This is a genomic window from Streptomyces sp. NBC_00461 (assembly GCF_036013935.1).
Lineage (GTDB): Bacteria > Actinomycetota > Actinomycetes > Streptomycetales > Streptomycetaceae > Streptomyces.
Genome location: NZ_CP107902.1, coordinates 5,853,563 through 5,875,544 on the forward strand (window position 1 = coordinate 5,853,563; position 21,982 = coordinate 5,875,544).

The 21,982-nt window shown below is 70.7% G+C and carries 19 protein-coding genes and 1 pseudogene; 8 read left to right on the forward strand and 12 right to left on the reverse strand.

The window, feature by feature from the left end; translation table 11 throughout:
• From OG870_RS27500 to fahA, 8 genes are all read right to left on the reverse strand, one after another.
• Positions 1-2,847, reverse strand: coding sequence for a fumarate reductase/succinate dehydrogenase flavoprotein subunit (locus OG870_RS27500; RefSeq protein ID WP_327691627.1), 2,847 nt, complete (start codon positions 2,845-2,847; stop codon positions 1-3).
• 11 nt (positions 2,848-2,858) lie between these two features.
• On the reverse strand, positions 2,859-3,665 hold the full coding sequence (locus tag OG870_RS27505) for an ABC transporter ATP-binding protein (RefSeq protein WP_266519496.1): 807 nt from the start codon (positions 3,663-3,665) through the stop codon (positions 2,859-2,861).
• A complete protein-coding gene (locus tag OG870_RS27510; protein WP_266589322.1) occupies positions 3,649-4,584 on the reverse strand; it encodes an ABC transporter permease in 936 nt (311 codons plus the stop codon). The genes OG870_RS27505 and OG870_RS27510 overlap by 17 nt, the downstream gene beginning before the upstream one ends.
• The gene (locus OG870_RS27515; RefSeq protein WP_405659234.1) at positions 4,581-5,939 is read right to left on the reverse strand and encodes an ABC transporter substrate-binding protein; all 1,359 of its coding nucleotides are present in this window, start codon (positions 5,937-5,939) and stop codon (positions 4,581-4,583) included. Before OG870_RS27515 ends, OG870_RS27510 begins: the two co-directional genes overlap by 4 nt.
• Positions 5,940-5,953: 14 nt before the next feature.
• Entirely contained in the window at positions 5,954-6,181 is a 228-nt protein-coding gene (locus tag OG870_RS27520; RefSeq protein ID WP_016437651.1) for a 4Fe-4S dicluster domain-containing protein, read from the reverse strand.
• Positions 6,182-6,214: 33 nt separating this feature from the next.
• Entirely contained in the window at positions 6,215-7,003 is a 789-nt protein-coding gene (locus tag OG870_RS27525; protein WP_266519501.1) for a GntR family transcriptional regulator, read from the reverse strand.
• 145 nt (positions 7,004-7,148) lie between these two features.
• Complete coding sequence (locus OG870_RS27530; RefSeq protein WP_327667185.1) at positions 7,149-8,090, reverse strand: M56 family metallopeptidase; 942 nt, start codon at positions 8,088-8,090, stop codon at positions 7,149-7,151.
• 231 nt (positions 8,091-8,321) lie between these two features.
• Positions 8,322-9,560, reverse strand: a complete 1,239-nt coding sequence (gene fahA, locus OG870_RS27535) for a fumarylacetoacetase (protein WP_327691630.1) — start codon at positions 9,558-9,560, stop codon at positions 8,322-8,324.
• Positions 9,561-9,776: 216 nt separating this feature from the next.
• On the opposite strand from fahA, the gene OG870_RS27540 reads away from it, so the two are divergent.
• The 3 genes from OG870_RS27540 (at position 9,777) to OG870_RS27550 (ending at position 13,237) form a co-directional block, all read left to right on the forward strand.
• Positions 9,777-11,024: a carboxylate--amine ligase gene (locus OG870_RS27540; protein WP_266519507.1), complete on the forward strand. Its 1,248-nt coding sequence runs from the start codon at positions 9,777-9,779 to the stop codon at positions 11,022-11,024.
• Positions 11,025-11,088: 64 nt separating this feature from the next.
• Positions 11,089-12,291 carry an NAD(P)-binding domain-containing protein gene (locus OG870_RS27545; RefSeq protein ID WP_266589332.1) on the forward strand — a complete coding sequence of 401 codons (1,203 nt, stop codon included), beginning with the start codon at positions 11,089-11,091 and terminating at the stop codon, positions 12,289-12,291.
• Positions 12,292-12,424: 133 nt separating this feature from the next.
• Positions 12,425-13,237, forward strand: a complete 813-nt coding sequence (locus OG870_RS27550) for an HAD family hydrolase (RefSeq protein WP_266519511.1) — start codon at positions 12,425-12,427, stop codon at positions 13,235-13,237.
• A 6-nt stretch (positions 13,238-13,243) separates the two neighbouring features.
• Here OG870_RS27550 and OG870_RS27555 read toward each other — a convergent pair whose 3' ends face one another.
• On the reverse strand, positions 13,244-13,726 hold the full coding sequence (locus OG870_RS27555; RefSeq protein WP_266519512.1) for a transglycosylase SLT domain-containing protein: 483 nt from the start codon (positions 13,724-13,726) through the stop codon (positions 13,244-13,246).
• A 572-nt stretch (positions 13,727-14,298) separates the two neighbouring features.
• Positions 14,299-14,498, reverse strand: a pseudogene (locus OG870_RS27560) (CocE/NonD family hydrolase); the annotation flags it as partial.
• A 433-nt stretch (positions 14,499-14,931) separates the two neighbouring features.
• Between OG870_RS27560 and OG870_RS27565 the strand changes: the two are divergent.
• The 5 genes from OG870_RS27565 (at position 14,932) to OG870_RS27585 (ending at position 20,554) form a co-directional block, all read left to right on the forward strand.
• The gene (locus tag OG870_RS27565) at positions 14,932-15,942 is read left to right on the forward strand and encodes a polyprenyl synthetase family protein (protein WP_266519514.1); all 1,011 of its coding nucleotides are present in this window, start codon (positions 14,932-14,934) and stop codon (positions 15,940-15,942) included.
• Positions 15,943-16,111: 169 nt separating this feature from the next.
• Positions 16,112-17,125 (forward strand): CHRD domain-containing protein, encoded by a 1,014-nt coding sequence (locus OG870_RS27570; protein WP_266844474.1) that lies wholly within the window; start codon positions 16,112-16,114, stop codon positions 17,123-17,125.
• A gap of 264 nt (positions 17,126-17,389) precedes the next feature.
• Positions 17,390-18,634 (forward strand): LolA family protein, encoded by a 1,245-nt coding sequence (locus OG870_RS27575; protein ID WP_266519518.1) that lies wholly within the window; start codon positions 17,390-17,392, stop codon positions 18,632-18,634.
• An 83-nt stretch (positions 18,635-18,717) separates the two neighbouring features.
• Complete coding sequence (locus OG870_RS27580; RefSeq protein ID WP_266519520.1) at positions 18,718-19,692, forward strand: ABC transporter ATP-binding protein; 975 nt, start codon at positions 18,718-18,720, stop codon at positions 19,690-19,692.
• Positions 19,679-20,554: an ABC transporter permease gene (locus OG870_RS27585; RefSeq protein ID WP_266589338.1), complete on the forward strand. Its 876-nt coding sequence runs from the start codon at positions 19,679-19,681 to the stop codon at positions 20,552-20,554. Before OG870_RS27580 ends, OG870_RS27585 begins: the two co-directional genes overlap by 14 nt.
• A gap of 3 nt (positions 20,555-20,557) precedes the next feature.
• Here OG870_RS27585 and OG870_RS27590 read toward each other — a convergent pair whose 3' ends face one another.
• Positions 20,558-21,148: a flavodoxin family protein gene (locus OG870_RS27590; RefSeq protein WP_266519524.1), complete on the reverse strand. Its 591-nt coding sequence runs from the start codon at positions 21,146-21,148 to the stop codon at positions 20,558-20,560.
• A 139-nt stretch (positions 21,149-21,287) separates the two neighbouring features.
• Positions 21,288-21,803, reverse strand: coding sequence for a DUF6668 family protein (locus OG870_RS27595; protein ID WP_266519526.1), 516 nt, complete (start codon positions 21,801-21,803; stop codon positions 21,288-21,290).
• Between the last annotated feature and the right edge of the window lie 179 nt (positions 21,804-21,982).

The window sequence follows — 21,982 nt, forward strand, 5'->3', positions numbered from 1 at the left end:
TCACAGAGCCCGTGCCGCGTACGCCCTCACATCCGCGTCCGAGTCCGAAGTGGCCGTGGACAGGGCGGCCCGGGCGTCCTCGGCGCCGCTGTGCCGGGTCAGGGCCAGCACGGCTGCCTTGCGTACGTCGGCGTTCTGATCGGCGAGCGCCTTGGCGAGGGCGGGGATGGCCACGTCCGGCTCGGCGGCGGACAGCGCTGTCGCGGCGCCCTGCCTCACCTGCCAGGCCGAGTCGGACAGTGCGGCCACGGCGCGTGCGGCGAGCGGTGCCGGGCAGCCCGTGGTGCCCAGCGCCCCGTAGGCGGCGCCCTGGACCAGCGCGTCCTGGTCGCCGGTGAGGTCCGCCAGGGCCGTGAGAACGGAGTCAGGGTCGAGGTCGGGGCTGAGGTTTCCGGACATTGCCGCGGCACCCTCTGTGCCCTCCACCCGAGCCGCCCACACCGTCGCCAGGGACTTGGCGATGGTGACGCGGACCTCCCGGGAGGGGTCGGCGGTCGCCGCGTTGGCCAGTTCGGTGGCGGCGTCGACCGAGACGAGGGCTCGTACGGCCTCGATGCGCACGGAGATGACGGCGTCGGTCAGCAAGCCCGTGAACAGCGCCGCGTCACCGAGGCGCAGGGCGCGCAGGACGTCGAGGGCGGCGGCCCGGACGACCGGGTCCGGTTCGGCGAGGGCGGCGGAGAGGCCGTCCCGCAGGGCGGGTTCCGGCGGCAGCGTCTCGACGAGCTCGCGCAGGGACGCGGCTGCGGCGGCCCGTACCTCGGCGGCGGCGTCGCGCAGAGCCTCGGCGAGGGCGGGGCCGGTGCCCGGCGGCACCGTCTCGGTCAGGACGGCGACGGCCTCGCGCCGGACGGCGGGTGACAGGTCCGTCAAGTAGGGCCTCAGGGCGTGGAGTTCGGGCTCCTCCTCGGAGAGGGCGACGAGTTCCAGGAGACGGGCGGAGGTCTGTTCGGGACGGGACTCCGGCGAGTCGGGGGTGTCGTCCCCGCCCGGCCCGGCGGTCTCGGCCACGGCCGCCGGCGTCACCTCCCGTGCCCCGGAGGCCACCGGTGCCACATCGCGGGAGCCGGCCGTGGCGACGTCCTCGGCGTGGACCTCGCCGAGGTGCCGGGAAGGACCGCCGACGGGGGTGAACTCGTCGACGGGGACGAGATAGGGAGCCACGGGACGGGCCGTGAACTCCATGGAGCCAGAGGGGGACTTGTGCAGGTCGAGGTGGTGGAACCAGGAGGCGTCGTCGCGTTGGGGGTGGTCGAGACGGTCGTGGTAGAGACCCCAGCGGGACTCCGTGCGGGCCAGCGAGGCCCGCGCGGCCATCTCGGCGCAGTCGCGGATGAAGGAGACCTCGGCGCAGCGCATCAGTTCGTGCGGGGTGCGTGCGCCCATCTCCGCGATGTCGTCGTGCATCCGCTCGAAGGCCTCCAGGGCCAGGGACAGCCGGGCCCCCGACTTCGGCGGGGCCACGTAGTCGTTCACGAAGCGGCGCAGCTTGTACTCGACCTGGGACTGCGGCGGGCCTTCCGGATGGTGCAGCGGGCGGTAGATCAGCTCGTGCGCCTCGCGCAGCTGGTCCTCGGGGAACTCGCCCTCGTAGGACTGGTACTGGGATGCGTCCGCCCCCGCCAGGTCGCCGAAGACGAACGCGCCGATCATGTAGTTGTGCGGAACGCAGGCCAGGTCGCCGGCGGCGTACAGGCGGGGGACCGTCGTACGGGCGTGGTCGTCGACCCGGACGCCCGAGGCCGAGTGGCCGCCGCACAGGCCGATCTCGGAGATGTGCATCTCGATGTCATGGGTGCGGTAGTCGTGCCCGCGGCCCGAGTGGAAGGTGCCGCGGGTCGGGCGCTCCGTGGAGTGCAGGATCGACTCCAGGGCGGAGACCGACTCCTCCGGAAGGTGGCTCAGCTTCAGGTACACGGGGCCGCGGTCGCTCGCGACCTCCGCCGCGAACTCGGCCATCATCTGCCCCGACCAGTAGTCGGAGTCGACGAAGCGTTCGCCATGGCGGTTGACCTGGTAGCCGCCGAAGGGGTTGGCGACGTAGGCGCAGGCGGGGCCGTTGTAGTCCTTGATCAGCGGGTTGATCTGGAAGCACTCGATGCCGGTCAGCTCGGCGCCCGCGTGATACGCCATCGAGTAGCCGTCACCCGCGTTGGTCGGGTTCTCGTACGTGCCGTAGAGGTAGCCAGAGGCGGGGAGACCCAGGCGGCCGCAGGCGCCCGTCGCCAGGATCACGGCTCCGGCGCGGACGGTGACGAACGCGCCGGTGCGCGTGTTGAAGCCGACCGCCCCCACGGCCCGCCCCTCGGCGGTCAGCACCCGTACCGGCATCACCCGGTTCTCGATGCGGATCTTCTCCCGCATCTCGCGCCGCCGCAGCTGCCGGTACAGGACCTTCTTGACATCCTTGCCCTCCGGCATCGGCAGCACGTAGGAGCCGGAGCGGTGGACCTGGCGGACCGCGTAGTCGCCGTGCTCGTCCTTCTCGAACTTCACGCCGTACGACTCGAGGCGCTGCACCATGCCGAAGCCGCGGGTGGCGGTCTGGCGGACGGTGGACTGGTCGACGATGCCGTCGTTGGCGCGGGTGATCTCGGCGACGTAGTCGTCGGGTTCGGCGCGGCCGGGGATGACCGCGTTGTTGACGCCGTCCATGCCCATGGCGAGCGCGCCGGAGTGGCGGACGTGGGCCTTCTCCAGGAGGAGCACGTTCGCGCCGTGCTCGGCGGCGGTCAGCGCGGCCATGGTGCCGGCGGTGCCGCCGCCGATGACGAGGACGTCGCAGCGGATCTCCTCGGCGTCGGTGAGCGCGGGGATCTCCAGGGGCGTGTTCACGGGGGTGGTCACCGGGGGGCCTTTCAGGTACCGAGTGAGGAGAGGACGTCGCGCCGCAGCGCCACGCGCGCGGGGTCGTCGTGCGCCGTACGGTCGCGCGGGCGCGGCACGTCGCGTACGGCGGTCAGCCGGCCGTTGCCGAGGAGCGCCACACGGTCGCCGAGAAACAGGGCCTCGTCGACGTCGTGGGTGACGAAGACGACGGTCGCGCCCGTGCCCTGGAGCACCTCCACCAGCAGGTCCTGCATGCCGGCGCGGGTCTGGGCGTCGAGCGCGCCGAAGGGTTCGTCCATGAGGACGGCGCGGGGCGCCCCCGCGAGGGCGCGGGCCAGCTGGGCGCGCTGGCGCTGTCCGCCGGAGACGCGGTGCGGCAGGTGCCGTGCGTGGTCGGCGAGTCCGACCCGGCCCAGCCAGGACTCGGCCTGGGCGCGGCGCTCGGTGCGCGACAAACCCCTGATGGCGAGCGGCAGTTCGACGTTGGCGCGCAGGGTGCGCCAGGGCAGGAGGGCGTCCTCCTGGAAGATCAGGGCGCGTTCGGCGGAAGGGCCCGTCAGCGGGCTTCCGTCCTGGGTGATCTCCCCGGCCAACGGCGTCAGCAGGCCGGCCAGGGTGCGCAGCAGGGTCGATTTGCCGCAGCCGGAGGGTCCTACGACGGTGAGGATCTCGCCGGGTGCGACATCCAGGTCGACGTCCGCCAGGACCGGGGCGTCGGGGCGGCCGAGCGCGGCGCGGCCAAGGGTGAGCCGTGTGCCCCGTACCGCCGGCGGCGTCTGCGCCTGTGTGTCGGTGCGCGGGGCGGCGGTCACTTCGGTGTCAGACGAGGTGCTCATCGCGTGCCTCCTCGGTCGACGGGTCGGTCTTGGTCCGGGTGGGCGCGGAGGCGGGGGCCGCCGGGGCGGCCGCGCGGGCCGGCCGGGGCCTGCCGGCGGGGACGTACGACGTGCGGGGCAGCCAGCGCGTCAGCCTGCGGCCGAGGAGTTCCACGGCCGTGGAGGTGAGCCAGCCGAGCACGCCGATCGTGACCATGCCGACGAACACGCCCGCGTAGTTGACGACGGTGTAGTCCTGCCAGGTGCGGTAGCCGACGCCGTACTGGCCGGAGATCATCTCGGCGGAGATCACGCAGATCCACGAGACGCCGATGCCGACGGACAGGCCGCCGAAGATGCCGGGCAGCGCGCCCGGCAGGATGACCGAGCCGAGGACCCGCCACCGGCCGCCGCCCATGGTGCGCACGGCCTCCTCCCACACCGGCGTCAGCGCGCGGACCGCGTGCCGGGTGGAGACCAGGACCGGGAAGAAGGCGGCGGTGCAGGTGATGAAGACGATGCCCTGTTCGTTGGACGGGAACAGAAGGATCGCGACCGGGACGAGGGCGATCGCCGGGATCGGGCGGATCACCTCCAGGACCGGGCCGAGCAGGTCCTCGGCGAGACGGGAGCGCGCCACGAGCACGCCCGTCGCCACGCCCAGGAAGGCGGCGAGCAGGAACCCGGTGAGGATGCGGGTGAGGCTGTCGGTGAGGTCCGTCCAGTAGTCGGGCCCGGACAGCCGGTCGGCGAAGGCGTGGGCCACGTCGACGACCGTGGGGAACTGCGAGAAGCGCAGCCACAGGTCGATCTTCAGGCCGGCCAGCAGCTGCCAGGCGCCGAGGGCGGCCGCTAGCGAGGCGAGCCGCAGGGCGAAGCGGCCCGCTCGCCGCGGATAGCGGAGCGCGAACCTGCCCCGCCCCCGCGGTTGCGGGCTCACGACGCCCGCCCCAGCGCGTCGGCGTACGTGATGACTCGGGCGCCCCCGTGCGCGGCGACGTACGCCTTCGCGGTGGCCGGCGCCACGAAGGGGAGGAGCTGGTCGCCGTCGGCCACCCAGACCGCCTTGTCGGCGAACCAGAGGGTGCCGGTGGTGGCGTCGGGGACGTACGCGGCGCGGATACCGTCCTTGTGCTGGGCGACGTAACCCAGCAGCGCGGCAGGGGACTTGAAGCCGATCGTCTTCTCGGAGCCCTTGGGCCACACCTCGCTCGCGGCGGCGGGCGGCTTCGAGGTGAGCCGCGAGGTGTAGGCGGTGCCGAGGGCCTTCTTCACGTACTGGTCGTCGACGAAGGAGTCCACGTCGATGTCGCCGGTCAGCTTCGCCGCCTTCAGCACGGAGACGTCCTGCTTCAGCGCGGAGACGAGCTGTGGCTTGACCGCCGGGTCGAAGGTGGAGATGCCGTGGGCGCCGTTGTAGAGGTAGACGACCTCGGCGGGCAGGCCGGTGGCCTTGGCGACCGAATCGGCGGCGGCGACCGGATGGGCGTTGAGGTAGTCCGTGGCCTCCGACTGGGCCTTGAGGAAGGCCTCCAGTACGGCCGGCCGCTGCTTCGCGAAGTCCTCGCGGGCGGTGACACCGTGGAAGGTGGGGAGGTTCAGCTGGGCGCCGTCGTACAGCGCCTTCGCCTTGCCCTGGAAGGTGAGCAGGCCCGGCCAGGCGACGAACTGGGACAGCGCGTCCGCGCTGCCCGCCGACAGGGCCGAAGCACCCACCGCGGGCTGCTGGTTGAGCTTCTCGATGCCCTTCTCGGGGTCGATGCCGGCGCGCTGCAGGGCCCGTACGAGGGTGCCGTCGGCGGCCGAGCCGATGCTCGTGGAGACCTTCTTGCCCTTCAGGTCGCCGAGGGAGGCCAGCTTCGAGTCGGGGGAGGTGACGATCGTGTTGAGACCGCCGCGGAGGTTGTAGCCGGTGACGGAGACCAGGTGGGTGGGCTTGCCGAGCTGCTTGCCCCGGGCGGCGTTGATGAGCAGCGGGAAGTCGCCCATCGAACCGATGTCGATCTTCCCCGCGGTCATCTGCGCGGTGATGGGGGCGCCGGTGGCGTAGTCCTGCCAGTCGACCTTGTAGGTGTGGCCGTCGTGGAGGGCGTTGAGGTCCTTCTCGAAGTAGCCGAGGGAGCGCAGGAGGGTGCCGGCCGTGACCGTGTTGATGGTCTTCGACTGGTAGCCGACGGTGATGGTGACGTTCTTGCCGTCACCCGCCTCGGCGCTGCCGCCGCAGGCGCTCAGCGCAAGGAGGAGAGCGGCGGTGGACACGGCCACCGTCGTGCGTTTCACAGAGGTGCGGGACATCGGGTTCGGGCCTCTCACCGGAGCAGATAGGGCATGTTGACCGTCACGGCTCCGGTGGGACAGCGGGCCGCGCACGGGCCGCAGTACCAGCACTCGTCGACGTGCATGTAGGCCTTGCCGCTGCTGTCGTCGATGGCGAGGGAGTCCAGCGGGCACATGTCCACGCAGAGGGTGCAGCCGTCGATGCACTTCGACTCGTCGATGGTCACGGGCACGTCGGCCCGCTGGGGCGCCAAAGGCATGGCTGTCTCCAGGAAACGGGTCAGATAAGGGGGCTAGAGGACGCGGTGCAGCAGGCCGCTCATGGTGATGCGGTCGCCGCGGAAGCGGATGAACTCCAGGTCCACCGGGCGGCCGTCGGCGAGGTGCGTGAGCCGTTCCAGCATGAGGACGGCCGCACCGTGCGGGGCTTCGAGCACGGCGGCGGAATGGGTGTCCGCGTTCACCGCTTCCAGGGTGATCTCGGCGTGGCCGAGTCCCTGGCCGGTGATCGTCTCCAGGAGGCGGAAGACGTCGGTGTTCTCCAGGTCGGCACCGAGCAGGGAGGTGCCGATGTCGAGCGGGATGTAGGTGAGGTCGAGGGAGAGGGGGAGGCCGTTCAGGCGGCGCAGGCGTTCGATGTAGAGGACGTCGGTGCCGGGCTGGACGTGCAGGCGGTCGGCGACCGGGGCCGGTGCCGGGGCGGGGCCCATGGTGCGGACCTCGTTGGTGACCCGGCCGTGCTCGCGGAGGGTTTCCGCGAGGCCCATCAGCCGGTCGAGGCCGTGCGGGTACTTCTGGGCGACGACCACCGTGCCGACTCCGGGGAGCCGGTCCACGAGGCCTTCGGCCCTGAGCAGGTCCAGGGCCTGACGGACGGTGTTGCGGGTGGCGCGGTAGTCCGTGGCGAGGATCGTCTCGTGGGGGAGTGTGCCGTCCGGGAACCCGCCGGCCAGGAGCTGATGGCGCAGCAGGTCGGCGAGCTGCCTGGCCTGGTCGGCCCGCAACCGGCGCCGCGCACGGTGGGCGGCGACGGTGGTCGCGCCCTGGCCGGCGTGGTCTCGGATGCGGTCGCTGGGTGGCATGTTTCGAACCATAGCGACCTGGTAGGGAAGGCGGTGTTGCGGGAATGTTGCGCCACCTGTGAAGGCGTCAGACAACTCGCTGACCTGGGGAAACAGTTGCGCCGATGTAAGATCTGCCACAACCCCGGTGTCCGGGGGAGGGCGGTCACCCCAGCGCCGTCAGCCCCGGAGCGAACGCGATCAGCAGCGGCAGCAGTGGCACCAGCGCCGCCGCCGTCGTCGTGAGGGCACGGTGTCGGCGGCCCAGGCGCGGGGGCGGTTCGAGGAGACGGTCGACGCGTTCGCCGAGGAGGCGGTGGCTGGAGGCGCAGGACAGTACACCGCGGTGCTGGTTCAGCTCGATCAGGGCGAGCGCCGTGGTGAGGTGTCCGCAGCGGCGCGACGCCGTGTCGTCCGCGGCCAGTTCCACCAGCCGGTGTGTCTGGTCGCAGAAGTGGGCGAACAGCGGCACCCGGGGAAACCCGGTGGCCAGGGCGGTCGACAGGTGCAGGAGCCAGTCGTGGTGGGCGCGGGCGTGGTCGCGCTCATGGGTGAGGACGGCGTTGAGCTGGTGGTCGGTGAGCCGGTGCAGGGCACCCGTCGTGACGACCAGTTGGGGCGGATGGCCCGGCATCCACCAGGCGTCGGGGTACTCGTCCTCCAGCACCAGCAGCGGGCCGCGCGCCGTCTCCTCCAGCCCGGCGGGCAGCTCGGGGGCGCGTTCACGCAGGTGCGCACGGGCCTGGCCGCGGCGCCTGCGAGCGTCGACGAGTTCACGCGCGAGCATCGCCGTGGTCCAGCCGGCACCGCAGGCCAGCAGCAGGGTGAGGGCGACGGCCCAGGCCGGGGCGGCCGTCAGGTCGTACGCCGCGGCCACGGCCGGGGGCGCCGGCGCGAAGACGTGGTCGCGGAAGGTGTGGAAGACGGCGGCCGCGCCCAGCACGAGCGCCGTCAGACAGCACAGCAGCACGGTGGCGACCAGGCACTGCCACACCCACAGCGCGACCACGGGCTCCCGCTCGGGCCACGCCGCCCGCACCAGCGCACGCGGAACCGGCACGGCGGCCATCACGGCGGCGACGCTCAGCAGGAGCAGACAGACGGTCATGCCACGGTCTCCTGATCCTGGTGAGGAAGGGGCGGGGCGGTGGGACGACGCGGCTCGGCGCGCGGGACCCCGCCCGCCAGTATGACGGCGAACGGCGCGTGAGTCAGGGGCTGACGGCCATCACGTACGTCCCACACTGTCATCGTGTACGTCCCGCACGGACCGCCCCGTACGTCCCGCGCGGTCGTCGTCACACCCCGCGACTCCCACTCCACACCCCGCGACTCCCGCTCACTCCACCCCGCCTGTCACGATCCGGCCGCTCACCTCGCCCAGTCCGACCTGGGTCCCGTCCGGCCCGGGCGCCCACGCCGAGAGCGTGACCACGTCCCCGTCCTCCAGGAACGTCCGCTTGCCGTCGGGAAGTTCCAGCGGATCCCGTCCGTTCCAGGTCAGCTCCAGCAGGGACCCGCGCTGCGACAGCTCCGGGCCGCTCACCGTGCCCGAGCCGTACAGGTCGCCGGTCCGCAGCGAGGCGCCGTTCACCGTCATGTGGGCCAGCTGCTGCGCCGCCGTCCAGTACATGGTGGAGAAGGGCGGCTCGGAGACGACATGGCCGTTGATCGCGACGGAGATCCGCAGGTCGTAGCCGCCGGGCCCGTCACCCGAGGTGCCCGAGCCGTCCGTGTCGTCCAGATAGGGCAGCAGCGCATGCGTCCGCTCCGGCGGTGCCACGCGCGCGTCCTCCAGGGCGTCCAGCGGGGTGATCCACGCGGACACCGACGTGGCGAAGGACTTGCCGAGGAACGGTCCGAGGGGGACGTACTCCCAGGCCTGGATGTCGCGCGCGGACCAGTCGTTGAGCAGGCACAGCCCGAACACGTGCTCCCGGAAGTCGCCGAGCGCCACCGGCGTCCCGTGCTCCGAGGGCGCGCCCACCACGAAGCCGACCTCGGCCTCGATGTCCAGGCGGACGGACGGCCCGAAGACGGGAGCCGCGTCGGCCGGAGCCTTGCGCTGCCCGGACGGCCGTACGACGTCCGTGCCCGAGACCACCACCGTCCCCGAGCGCCCGTGGTAACCGATCGGGAGGTGCTTCCAGTTCGGTGTCAGCGAGTCCGCCGCGTCCGGGCGGAAGATCTGGCCGACGTTTCGCGCATGGTTCTCGGAGGCGTAGAAGTCGACGTAGTCCGCGACCTCGAACGGAAGATGGAGCGTCACCGACGACAGCGGGTGCAGGAAGGATCCGATCGCCCCCTGATGCGCCGGCACCGTGACCCACGCCGTCAGCGCGCGCCGCACGTCCGACCAGGCGGTGCGGCCCGCTGCGAGAAGCGGGTTCAGCGAGGGGCGCGCGAGCAGGGTGGCGTACGGCGAGCTGAGCGCCTGCGCCGCCGCGCCCGCGTCGAGGACCTGGTCACCGAGCCGGACTCCGACGGTCCGCTGCGTCGAACCGGCGGGGGAGAACACGCCGTACGGAAGGTTGTGCGGACCGAAGGGGTCACCTTCGGGTACATCGAAGGGGGGCATGGGGTGCTGCCTCACTCTCGTGTGTTCCTGCTGGTCGTGCCACACGTTACGGCTGAGTTGCCTCTCTTGGGCAGTGTCTAAAGAGTTTGCAATGTCCGAATTGGCCTTGTCGGAGACCCCAATTCCGGCTTAGCGTCCTTTGGGGGACACGGACGGGGTGGGTCCGGTCCGTAGGGGGGACGCGTGGGGGGACCCGTGGCCAGGAGCAGCAGGAGTGTGCCTTTTGAGGCCGACCGTGATGTGCCCGGCCTGATCGTCAAGTTCGGCGACTATCCGCTGCACCACGGCGGCGTCGGCGCGATCCGCAGCCTGGGCCGCCTGGGCGTGCCGATGTATGCAATCACGGAGGACCGCTACACGCCCGCCGCCTCCTCCCGCTATCTCAAGAAGGCCTTCGTCTGGCCGACCACCGGCACCGAGAATCCCGACCACCTGGTGGAAGGCCTGCTGCGCGTCGGCCGCCGCATCGGCCGTCCCACCGTCCTCGTCCCCACGGACGAGGAGGCAGCCGTCCTGATCGCCGAGAACCAGGACGCGCTCAAGAGCTTCTTCCTTTTCCCGCGCGTCGAACCGGCCCTGCCGCGCCGCCTCGCCAGCAAGCAGGGCCTGCACGAACTGTGCGTGGAACACGGCATCCCGAGCCCGACCGCCGCGTTCCCGCAGTCCTACGACGACATCGTGGCCTTCGCCGACAAGGCCCGCTTCCCGATGGTGGCCAAGAACCGCGAGGCGTTCATGCGGCGCAAGCAGCCCGCGGTGAACGGCACGACGAGGATCGCCACCCGAGAGGGCCTGCTCAGCCTCGCCCGGGACTGGGGCGAGCACCCCGGGGTGATCCTCCAGGAGTACCTGCCGCGGGAGGACGCCGAGGACTGGATCGTGCACGCCTACTTCGACCAGGACTCGACCCCGCTCGCCATGTTCACCGGAGTCAAGGTGCGCTCCTGGCCACCGCACGCGGGCATGACGGCGAACGCGTACGTCGTCGACAATCCGGAACTCGCGGACCTCGCCGCGCGTTTCATCAAACAGATCGGCTTCACCGGCATCATCGACCTCGACCTGCGCTTCGACCGGCGCGACGGACTGTACAAACTCCTCGACTTCAACCCGCGCATGGGCGCCCAGTTCCGGCTCTTCGAGAACGAGTCGGGGGTGGACGTCGTCCGCGCCATGCATCTGGATCTGACCGGACGCCCCGTCCCGGAGGGGGAACAGCGGGCCGGCCACCGGTACATCGTGGAGAACATCGACCTGCCCGCCCTGCTCGCCTACCGCCGCAGCGGCTATACGACGCCGCACGCACCGGCGCGCGCGAGCGGGACGGAGCTGGCCTGGCTCGCGGGTGACGACCCGCTGCCTTTCGTCACGATGCTCGCGCGCTTCGTGCGGCCTGGCGCGAAGCACCTGTACCAACTGTGGCGGACCAACCGCCGTGGCAGCAGCACCAGTTCGAGCAGCTAGCAGCAGTACCAGCTGCGAGAGCCGGACACGAAGTGACGAAGTAATTGTCCTGGGGAGGGACTTCGTGATTCAACCGGTTGCAGTCATCGGCGCCGGGCCCTTCGGCCTGTCGACCGCCGCCCATCTGCGAGCGCGTGGCATCCCTGTCCGCGTCTTCGGCGACCCCATGGTCAGCTGGCGCGACCACATGCCCGTCGGAATGCTCCTGAAGTCGACTCCGGCCGCATCCAATTTCGACGCCCCGCAGCAGGGGCACAACCTCGTCGACTACTGCGACGCCGCCGGCATCAAGCGGCTCGTGACGGATGAGGACATCATCCCGGTCGAGACGTTCATCGCCTACGGCGAGTGGTTCCGGCAGAAGCTGGTGCCCGAGCTGGAGCAGGTGCGGGTCGTGTCGGTGGAGCGGAACAAGAGCGGCGGCTTCGAACTGAAGCTGGACTCGGGCGAGTTGTTCACCGCCCGCGCGGTCGTCGTGGCGACCGGCCTGTCCGGCCTGGAGCGCCTGCCGGCCGAGCTCGCCTCGGCCGCGCCGGACGGGCCCACGCCCACGGGCCCGGTCTCCCACAGCTCCCAGCAGCACGACCTCACGCGCTACGCCGGCAAGGACCTGATCGTCGTCGGCGCCGGCCAGTCCGCGCTGGAGACGGCGGCGCTGGCGGCGGAGGCGGGCGCGCAGGTCAGGGTGGTGTCCCGCGGCCGCGGCAGGGTCGCCTTCGGGGCGCCGCCGTGGAAGCAGCCGAAGCTGCGCCCCGAGTCGCCCTTCGGCCGCGCCTGGTCCCTGTGGGCCCTCAGCTACTACCCGCACCCCTACCGCTACCTCCCGGCCGAGGCCCGCCACTATCTGGTGCGCCGCGTCCTCGGCCCGCTCGGCGCCTGGTGGCTTCGCGACCGCTTCGAGGGGAAGGTGCAGGTCAGCGAGGTCGACCGGATCGTGCGCACGGACGCGACCGACGGCGGCCCGACCCTGACGGTCCGTACGCACGCCGGTGGCCTCCAGAAGCTGTCCGCGGACCACGTCATCGCGGCCACCGGATACCGCGTGGACATCGCCGCGATGGACTTCCTCGGCCACGGACTGCGCACACGTCTGGCGGTGAGCCGGGGCGCGCCCAAACTGGGCGCGGGGTACGTCTCCTCGGTCCCGGGCCTGTACTTCACGGGCCTGCCGGCCGCGTCGTCGTACGGCCCCGTGATGCGCTTCGTGTGCGGCACGGAGTTCGCCTCTCCGAGGCTCGCCGCACACTTGGCCGCAGCGCACGGGTAGACGGGCGCCGCGCACGCCACCGGGCGATGAAGGGCCCACAGGACCAGGGGAGTTGACCAAGGAGCGGCGGTGCACATCGCCATCGTCCGGTTCGCGATGAGTCGGTGGGGCGTCTGGTCCGTATTCTCTGATCATGGCCGCACCCACCGCATATGCACTCATCGCCACCGACCTGGACGGCACGCTGCTCCGTGGCGACGACACGCTGTCCGACCGGTCTCTCGCAGCGCTCGCGCGGGTGGCCGGTGCCGGCGCCCGTCACCTCGTCGTGACGGGCCGGCCGGCGCCCAGAGTGCGGCCGCTCCTGGACGCCCTGGGCAGCAGGGGGCTCGCGGTGTGCGGACAGGGCGCGCAGGTGTACGACGCCGGCGCGAACCGTCTGCTGTGGTCCGTCACGCTGGACCGGGAGCTGGCCGAGACCGCCCTCGGCAAGATCGAGGCAGAGGTGGGCCAGGTGTACGCGGCCGTCGACCAGGACGGAGTGGAGGGACTCACGCTCATCGAACCGGGCTATCTGATGCCGCACCCGACCCTGCCGGCCGTGCGGGTCGACCGGCGCGACGACCTGTGGTGCGAGCCCATCAGCAAGGTGCTGCTGCGCCATCCTGACCTGTCCGACGACGAGTTGGCGTCGACGGCGCGCTCGGTGGTCGGTTCGCTGGCCACCGTCACCATGTCCGGACCCGGGACCGTCGAACTCCAGCCATGCGGCATCACCAAGGCGACGGGTCTCGCGCTGGCCGCCGCGCACCTGGGACTCGGACCGGAACAGACGATCGCCTTCGGCGACATGCCCAACGACATCCCGATGTTCGACTGGGCCGCCCACGGCGTCGCCATGGCCAACGCCCATCCCGAACTCAAGGCGGTGGCCGACGAGATCACCACGTCGAACGAGGACGACGGCATCGCCGTCGTCCTCGAAAGACTCTTCCCGAGCGAGTGATACGGCTCAGTACGCGCCGAACACGTTGTCGATCGACCCGTACCGCGCGGCCGCGTACTTGCAGGCGGCGGTGATGTTCGCGACCGGGTCGTAGGGGTCGTACAAGGTGCCGGGCACGTGGTAGGCGAGGAACGTCGGGTCGATGACCTGCAGCAGCCCCTTGGACGGGGTTCCGGCGACCGCGTTCGAGTCCCAGAGGTTGATGGCGGCCGGGTTGCCCGAGGACTCGCGGATGACGTTGCGGTAAATGCCGTCGTACGTCCCGGGGATGCCGTTCTGCGCCATCACCTGCAGGGATGCCCGGATCCAGCCGTCGAGGTTGTCGGCGTAGCCCAGGGACTTGGCGGTGGCCACGGTCGGGGTGGCCGCGGAGGCGCTGGTCGCGCCGATGATCGGGAGGGCGAGAACGGCGGCGCCCGTGCCGATGACGGCGAGCTTGCGGGCGAGGCGGGAGTTCTTGGTGCGGCGGTGCTGAGCGGCAGCAGGCATGGCGGGGTTCCTCTCCGGCGCCTACGAGGTGAGCTGTCGGGTTCGGGCGGGAGCTGCCCGGCCGCGCCGCCCTGCGGCGTCGCGACTTCACCCCTAGCCGGTCCGGGACGGTGCCCGGTCCGGCGGCTTACCTGGTTCCCCCGCTCCTGCCGTGCGAGTGAGTTCGTCGATGGGTCGTGTCCAGGCGGCGGCAGGATTCGGCGTTCCGCCCGACAGGCCGGGAACGTATGCGAGAGCACATGTCCGGAACAAGTGCCGAATTCAGAGATCACGCCTATTGACCTTGGTCTGAGGCATATGGGTCGCTTGATCCTTTGCGGTTGCCAACCCTCAACTTGCGTACGGGCGCAGCGAAATCGACAGAAGTCGGACGGCCGTCGACCTGCGCGACGGCGTGACCCAACTCACTGGCTCCCGTAACAGTGGCAAATCGGGCAATGGGCCCAACTCGTAGTCAATCAACTGTCCGTGGGGTTCGCTTCCCCCAGCTTCGATGGAAGATTACGTCTCCATCTTCGGCGTACACCACCCCATTAGGGGTGAAAGGGACTCCCTGGCGCAGGTGGTCCACCGGGGATCCGGGGGCGGCGGACGAGCGTGGCGGCCGCCCGTGCGTGCATGTCCACCGCGAGGGCGGAACCTCCCCTGTGGTGCGCGTCGTTGTCATGGCAGTCGTCCGTCGAGCACACCGTGACGACCGCTTGAGCGGCTCGGGCGGGCGGGTCGCGATCTGGAGGGAGTGGAAGCCGCCCCAGGAGATGCCGACGTGCCCACTCCCATGGAGTAGTCGCCGCACGGCGGGAAAGGGTGAGCGCAGACCCCCCGGTCGGCCGAAGGGGGCGTGGTCGCCGTCAGGGGGACTGCCCGCTGCCGGATGCGGCGCCTGTCTCCGTCCGGGGCGCAGACTGCTGCCTGCCTCGGAGCGGGCGGAGGCGCCGACAGGCAAGGCGACGGGTAGGGCGACGGGTGGGGCGACAGGTAGGGCGACAGGTAGGGCGACAGGCAAGGTGATGGGGAAGTCGATAGATATCCGCTCATATCAGGTGATCAAAAACATACCGGTCGTGATCCGATACCGCCCGTGGTGGACGGGTGGGTGGCATCGGTGATCGAAAGGTGACCGGATACGCTGACTTGAGTGATGTCAGCGACCTATCGACAAACCGTGTAACCGCCAGCAGACACCAGCAGACAGGAGACCCCTCGTGACCGTCGTCGGGCCGTTCGGGCTGAGCGTGCGGGACCAGGCTCTGGAAGCCGATGTCCAGGCCGGATTGGCGGCCGTCGAGGAAGGTTTGCTCGAAGCCACCAAGAGTGAGGTGCCCTTCATCACGGAGGCCGCCCAGCACCTGGTGCGGGCGGGTGGAAAGCGCTTCCGCCCGCTGCTCGTGATGCTCGCCGCCCAGTTCGGTGATCCGTACGCCCCCGGGATCGTGCCGTCGGCCGTGGTGGTGGAGCTGACCCATCTGGCGACGCTGTACCACGACGACGTGATGGACGAGGCCGCGGTGCGGCGCGGTGTGGACAGCGCCAACACCCGCTGGGGCAACTCGGTCGCGGTCCTCACCGGCGATTTCCTGTTCGCGCGCGCCTCGCACATCCTGGCCGACCTCGGTCCCGAGGCGGTCCGGGTCCAGGCGGAGGCGTTCGAGCGGTTGGTCACCGGGCAGATCCTGGAGACGGCGGGGCCGCAGGACGGGCGGGACCCGGTCGATCACTACCTGGACGTGCTGGGGGGCAAGACGGGCTCGCTGGTGGCCGTGTCGTGCCGCTTCGGCGCAATGATGTCGGGCGCCGACGAGACGGTCGTGGACGTGCTGACGCAGTACGGGGAGCGGCTCGGCGTGGCCTTCCAGCTGGCGGACGACGTGCTGGACATCGCCTCGGACTCGCGCGAGTCCGGAAAGACGCCGGGCACCGATCTGCGCGAGGGGATCCCCACGATGCCGGTGCTGCGGCTGCGGGAGCGGGCGGCGCGGCTGGGGCTGGCCGAGGACATCGCCCTGTGCGAGCTGCTGGACTCCGACCTCGGCGACGACGCCCGGCTCGCGGAGGCGCTCACGGCGCTTCGCGCGCACCCCGCGCTGGAGCAGGCGCGCCGGGACACCGTGCGCTACGCCGAGGAGGCGCGGGCGGCGCTGGCTCCGCTGCCGGAGTGCGGCGCGAGGCTCGCGCTGATGGAAATGTGCGACGCCGTGGTGCACCGGGCCGGCTGAACTCCCCACCGGCCCGCGTCTGAACGCGCCACTGACCTGCGCCTACGGCGATGTGACGCCCATCACATGCCTGGACTGAGTCCAAACTGAGATCGCTTCCGTAGTCATACGCAGAAGGTCGACGCAGGGGGTGTCGGCCGGTCTACGGGGAGAAAACAGCATCATGGGCATGAACACGACGTTCCCGAAGCGCCGTAAGAGCCTGATCGTCACCGCTGTCGCGGTGGCTGCCGCCGGCGGTGTGGCCGCCGCGGTGATTCCCGCCTTCGCAGCCGGAGGCACCCGCGCCGACCACGCGGACCACTCCGGCGGCATGGGCGGCCAGAGCATGGTGACCCAGAGCGGGACCGTGTCCGGCGGCACCGGGGGGACCCTCCTCGCCGCCAGTCTGCGGGGAGCCGACGAGGTTCCCGTCGCGGGCGGTCCGGCCGTCGGCGACAAGGACGGTGCCGCGGTGGAGTTCATCAAGGTGAAGGGCGACAAGGTGTCCGTGGCCGTGACCTGGCGCGGAACCGGCAAGCCGACCATGCTCCACATCCACCAGGGCGCCAAGGGGACCAACGGTGGCGTCAAGGTCGACTTCACCGACCTGCTGAAGAAGAGCAAGCGGCACAGCGTCACCGGCACCGTCAAGGTCGAGGACCACGACCTGCTCGCCGCTCTCACGTCCGATCCCGGTTCCTTCTACGCCAACCTGCACACCGCCGAGTTCCCCGGCGGAGCCGTCCGAGGCCAGCTCCACAAGGTCACGGTCGCCGCCTTCGACTTCCGCCACGCCCTGGACAACTTCCAGGCGTCGGTCGTCAAGGGCAAGCAGATCTACGAGTGCAAGCCGGCCGACGGCGGCGGCTACGCCTTCGCCCAGCGGGACGTCAACGCCCTGCTCGGCGGCGGCATCCGGCACACGTTCGTCAAGCCCAACTCCGGTACGCCGCAGTGGGTCGCGCCGGACGGCAGCGCGGTGACCGGGGCCCTGCTGTCCAAGACGCCGAACGGGGACGGCAACATCCCCGAGCTCGACCTCAAGGCCACCCGGTCCGGCAAGCACCACGGCCTGCTCGCGGACACCGCCGAGATCCTGCGGCTCAACACCCTCGGCGGAATCGCCCCGTCCGGCTCCTGCTCACCGGGCGCGATCGTCGGCGTCCCCTACCAGGCGGACTACGTGTTCCTGCAGAGCTGATCGAGTAGTTGACACAACCTCACCAGGGCGGCGCCTTCCCTCGTGACCCCTACGGGTCGGGGGAGGCGCAGCCCTCTCGTGTCATACCCCAGGAGTACGCGGAGTTGCCTCCGGGGTCTGACGCTTCTTCCTGGCCGATTTGGTGAGATGGAAACCACGGAAAACACCACTCCTCACCGATTCGGGTGAGAATGGCGGCTCGGGGTGGACAACAAGAGCACGAGAGTTGGACAAGCCGCCGCCGACGACGGAGGTAGTGCACACATGGCACCGTACGAATCCGACGACAGTACGACCGCCGGGGAGGCCGACGACCTGCGCGCGGGCCGACGCAAGGCCGCGCGGTACGTGGTCCCGGTCGCGGTGGTGGGGGTGGCGGCGGCGACCATCGGCCTCGTCCCGGCCCTCGCCAACTCCGGCGACCCCGACCTGCCGAAGATCAGCGCACAGCAACTCATCGACAAGATCGCCAAGTCGGACGTGCAGCAGATGTCCGGCACGGTGAAGATCAGCACGGACCTGGGACTGCCGAACCTCGGTGGTCTCGAAAACAGCCTGGCGTCCGGCGCCGCGGGGTCGGGTGACGGCTCGTCCGCCGACCCGTCCTCCAAGCTCACGGAGCTCGCCACCGGTACCCACACCCTGCGTGTCGCGGCCGACGGCCCGGACCGCCAGAAGGTGTCGCTGCTGGAGCACGCGGCGGAGTACAGCCTCATCCACAACGGCAAGGACGTCTGGGGCTACGACAGCCAGTCGAACGAGGTCTACCACGCGACCTCTCCCGACAGCGCGGGCGCGAAGCAGAAGGAAGACGTCCCCGCCACGCCCAAGGACCTCACCGAGGAAGCCCTGAAGTCGGTCGACGACACCACGTCGGTGACCGTCGAGGGGACCGCCCAGGTCGCGGGCCGTGACGCGTACCGGCTGGTCGTCAAGCCGAAGCAGTCCGGTTCGACGGTCGGTCAGATCACCGTGGCCGTGGACTCGAAGACCGGGCTCCCGCTGAAGTTCACGCTGACCCCGTCGAGCGGTGGCGCCGCGGTCATCGACGCCGGCTTCACCCAGGTCAGCTTCGCCAGGCCGAGTGCCTCGACCTTCGACTTCACCGTGCCCAAGGGCGCGAAGGTCACCGAGGACAACCAGGCCGAGCACCGGAGCAAGGCCGAGCACGGAAGCCGGACCGAGCACGGGAGCAAGGGCAGCGACAAGGCTCCGAAGCCGGACGAGGGCCTCGCCAAGGGTCTCGACGGACTGAACGTCATCGGCAAGGGCTGGAACTCCATCGCCACCTTCGACACCGGCGGCCAGGGCATGCCCTCCGGCTCCGAGGCCGGCGGCGGAGCCGTCGGCGGCTTCCTGGACTCGCTCGGCGACAAGGTCTCCGGCAAGTTCGGCTCGGGCACGGTCTTCAAGACCCGCCTGATCAACGCCCTGATGACCGACGACGGCAAGGTCTACGTCGGCGCGGTGAACAAGGACGCGCTGGTGAAGGCGGCGAACGCGGGCTAGCCGGGAACCTTGCGCGGCGGCCACTCGTACTCACTGTGTGTAACCGCCGCACGAGGTCGTACGAGCACGAATCGAGGGAGCCGATGGACGAGCCGTCCGCCGCGGAGCCGGAACAGAGCGAGCCGGGTGACAGCGTCATCGCCACCCGGGCGCTCACCAAGCGCTACCGAGGCGGACAGCTCGCCGTCGACGGCCTGGACCTGACCGTCCCGGCGGGCAGCGTCTTCGGCTTCCTCGGTCCGAATGGCTCGGGCAAGACCACCACCATCCGCATGCTGATGGGCCTCATCGAGCCCACCTCGGGCACGGCGCGTGTGCTCGGCCGGCCCATGCCACGGGCCTCGCGCGCCGTGCTCCCGCACGTCGGCGCCCTCATCGAGGGACCCGCCCTGTACGGCTTCCTCTCCGGACGCGACAACCTCCTTCGCTACGACGCCGCCGACCCGACCGCCGATCCGCGCACCCGGCGCATCCGCGTCACGGCGGCGCTGGAGCGGGTGGGCCTGACGGCTGCGGCCGGCAAGAAGGCGAAGGCGTACTCGCTGGGCATGAAACAGCGGCTCGGCCTCGCGGCCGCGCTGCTGCAGCCACGCAAACTGCTCGTGCTCGACGAGCCGACCAACGGGCTCGACCCGCAGGGAATGCGCGAAATCCGTTCCCTGGTCAGGGAGTTGGCCTCCGACGGCACGACCGTCTTCCTCTCCTCCCACCTTCTCGACGAGATCGAGCAGGTCTGCACCCATGCCGCGGTGATGGCGCAGGGGCGCCTGATCACCCAGGGCGCCGTGGCCGACCTGGCGGCGGGGGCGCGCGGCCGGCTGGTCGTCACCACCCCCGACACGGTGGACGCGGCCCGCGTCCTGAAGGAGCAGGGCGCCGCCGATGTCGTCAACGCCGAGGACCGGGTGACCGCCGAGCCCCCGGACGGCGACCTCGCCGAGGTGAACGCCGCGCTGGTGACTGCCGGTGTCCGCGTTCGCGGCTTCGGTGTGGAGCGTGCCTCCCTGGAGGACGCGTTCGTGGCACTGACGGGGGAGGGCTTCGATGTCGCAGGCTGAGGCGATCCGCGCTCCACGGCTGCTGTGGACCTTCGGGCTCCTGCGCAGCGAACTGCTCACCACGTTCCGGCGCTGGCGCACGCTCGCGCTGCTGGCCGTGCTGGCGGCCGTACCGATCCTGGTCGGGATCGCCGTCAAGATCGAGACGAGCGACGGTTCGTCCGCGGGCGGGGGCCGGGGTGGCGGCGGAGGCCCCGCGTTCATCTCGCAGATCACCAACAACGGCCTGTTCCTGGTCTTCACCGCGCTGGCCGCGACGCTCCCGTTCTTCCTGCCGATGGCGATCGGGGTCATCGCGGGCGACGCGATCGCCGGCGAGTCGAACTCGGGCACCCTGCGTTATCTCCTGGTCGCCCCCGCCGGCCGCACCCGTCTACTGCTCACCAAGTACGCGACGGTGATGACGTTCTGCCTGGTCGCCACCCTCGTGGTCGCGGGGTCGGCGCTGACGGTCGGAGCCGTTCTCTTCCCGCTCGGCGACCTGACGACCATCTCCGGCACACAGATCAGCTTCGGCGAGGGCCTGGCCAGAGCCCTGCTGATCGCCCTGATCGTCGCCGTGTCCCTCATCGGCGTCGCGGCACTCGGCCTGTTCGTCTCGACGCTGACCGGCAGCGGCATCGCGGCGATGGCGACCACCGTCGGACTGCTGATCACCGTCCAGATCCTCGACCAGATACCCCAACTCCACGCGATACAGCCGTACTTCTTCTCCCACTACTGGCTGTCCTTCGCCGACCTCATGCGCGAGCCGATCTACTGGGACGACCTGGTGAAGAACCTCGAACTGCAGGCTCTGTACGCGGCGGTGTTCGGCTCGGCGGCCTGGGCGCGGTTCACGACGAAGGACATCACGGCATAGGGCTCAGCCGACTTGGTGCGGGAAGCGGGCGAGCGGCGCCTCCTGGGTGAAGAAGGTCTTGGCGCGGGCCAGTGCGTCGGTGTCGTTCAGTACGTCACCGCGCCCGCTGCCGTTGCCGAGGAGCACCCCTCCGAAGCGCATCCCCAGATAGGCGGCCGAATGGTTGAGCGCGCCGACCAGCGGTTCGGCGACCGTCGGCTCGTGGTCCGCGAGCGCGGTGACCCCCCAGAGCGTGCGGCCGGCCATGGTCGTCTTGAAGTCGATGCCGGGGGTGCGCAGCCAGCCCGACCAGTAGTCGAGGTAGCGCTTGGTGAGGCTGGAGAGCGAGTACCAGTACAGCGGCGAGGCGATCACGACGTCGGTGGCCGCCAGCGTGGCGTCGAGCAGCAGCGCCGGGGCGGTTCCGGTGGGCGGGTGCACATGGTCGCTGTCGCGTCGCAGGTCCAGGAAGTCGGGCAGTGGCTGCTCGGCAAGGCTGATCCACTGCTGCTCGACATCCCGCGGCAGCTGCTCGGCGGCCCGGCGGGCGAGCAGTTCGGTGTTGCCGTCGGTGCGGCTGCTGCCCAGGACGAACAGGAAGCGGCGGTGGGTCATGAGGTCCCCCAGATGATCGGCGTGATCGACGTGATCGGTGTGATGAGCACGATGGGCTCAGAGCAATTACAGATACCTGCATTATATGCGTACGCATCTATATGTCCAGGAGGGTGCCGGCGCACCAGCTCCCGACCGGCTACCTGTGCCGCGTGGTCGCCCCGGTGAGGCGGGCCAGCGCCGCCGTCTCGCGCGGCGGTGTCCCGTTCAGGTCGCCGAGACGCCAGTCGGACACCCAGGGCACGCGGTACACGTCGATGTGCGACTCGATCAGCCGGACCTGCTTCTCGAGGGGCCGAGGCAGCCGCCCCGGCGCGTCCGCGACGAGAACGACGGCGTCGAGGTCGAGCCCGGGCGGAGCCTCCCCGAGCCGGAAGACCTCCAGGGCGCGCAGGACGGCCGCCAGTCCGGAGGCGTGCGTGCGGGCGACGAGCAGGACGGACCGGGCGGCGTCGGGGCCGGGCCAGTCACGGCCGCAGTCGTGGCCGCCGTAGACGGCGGTGAGCGTGGAGACGCCGGCGCCGCCGTGTGTGCCGACCCAGGAGTAGCGCCGGGCGGTCGCGGCGGAATGGGCGGGCTCGCTGTGTCCCGGCTCCGGTACGGTGACCGGACCGCGGATCCATATCTCCGGTCCCTGCTGCACGTCCGTGCGCATGCCCGCTCTCCTTCCTCGCCATGCCCACCGATCCTCATGGCCCGGATTCGGTCACGCGACGGGGAGCGATCTCCTGGGACGAGTCTGTGACGCCACGGTGACGTGAGAACCGGGAGCGACCGGAGAGACTACTCAACAGTACGTGCAAGGCCGGAGCTTGACGCCGGGGGAGCGGAAAC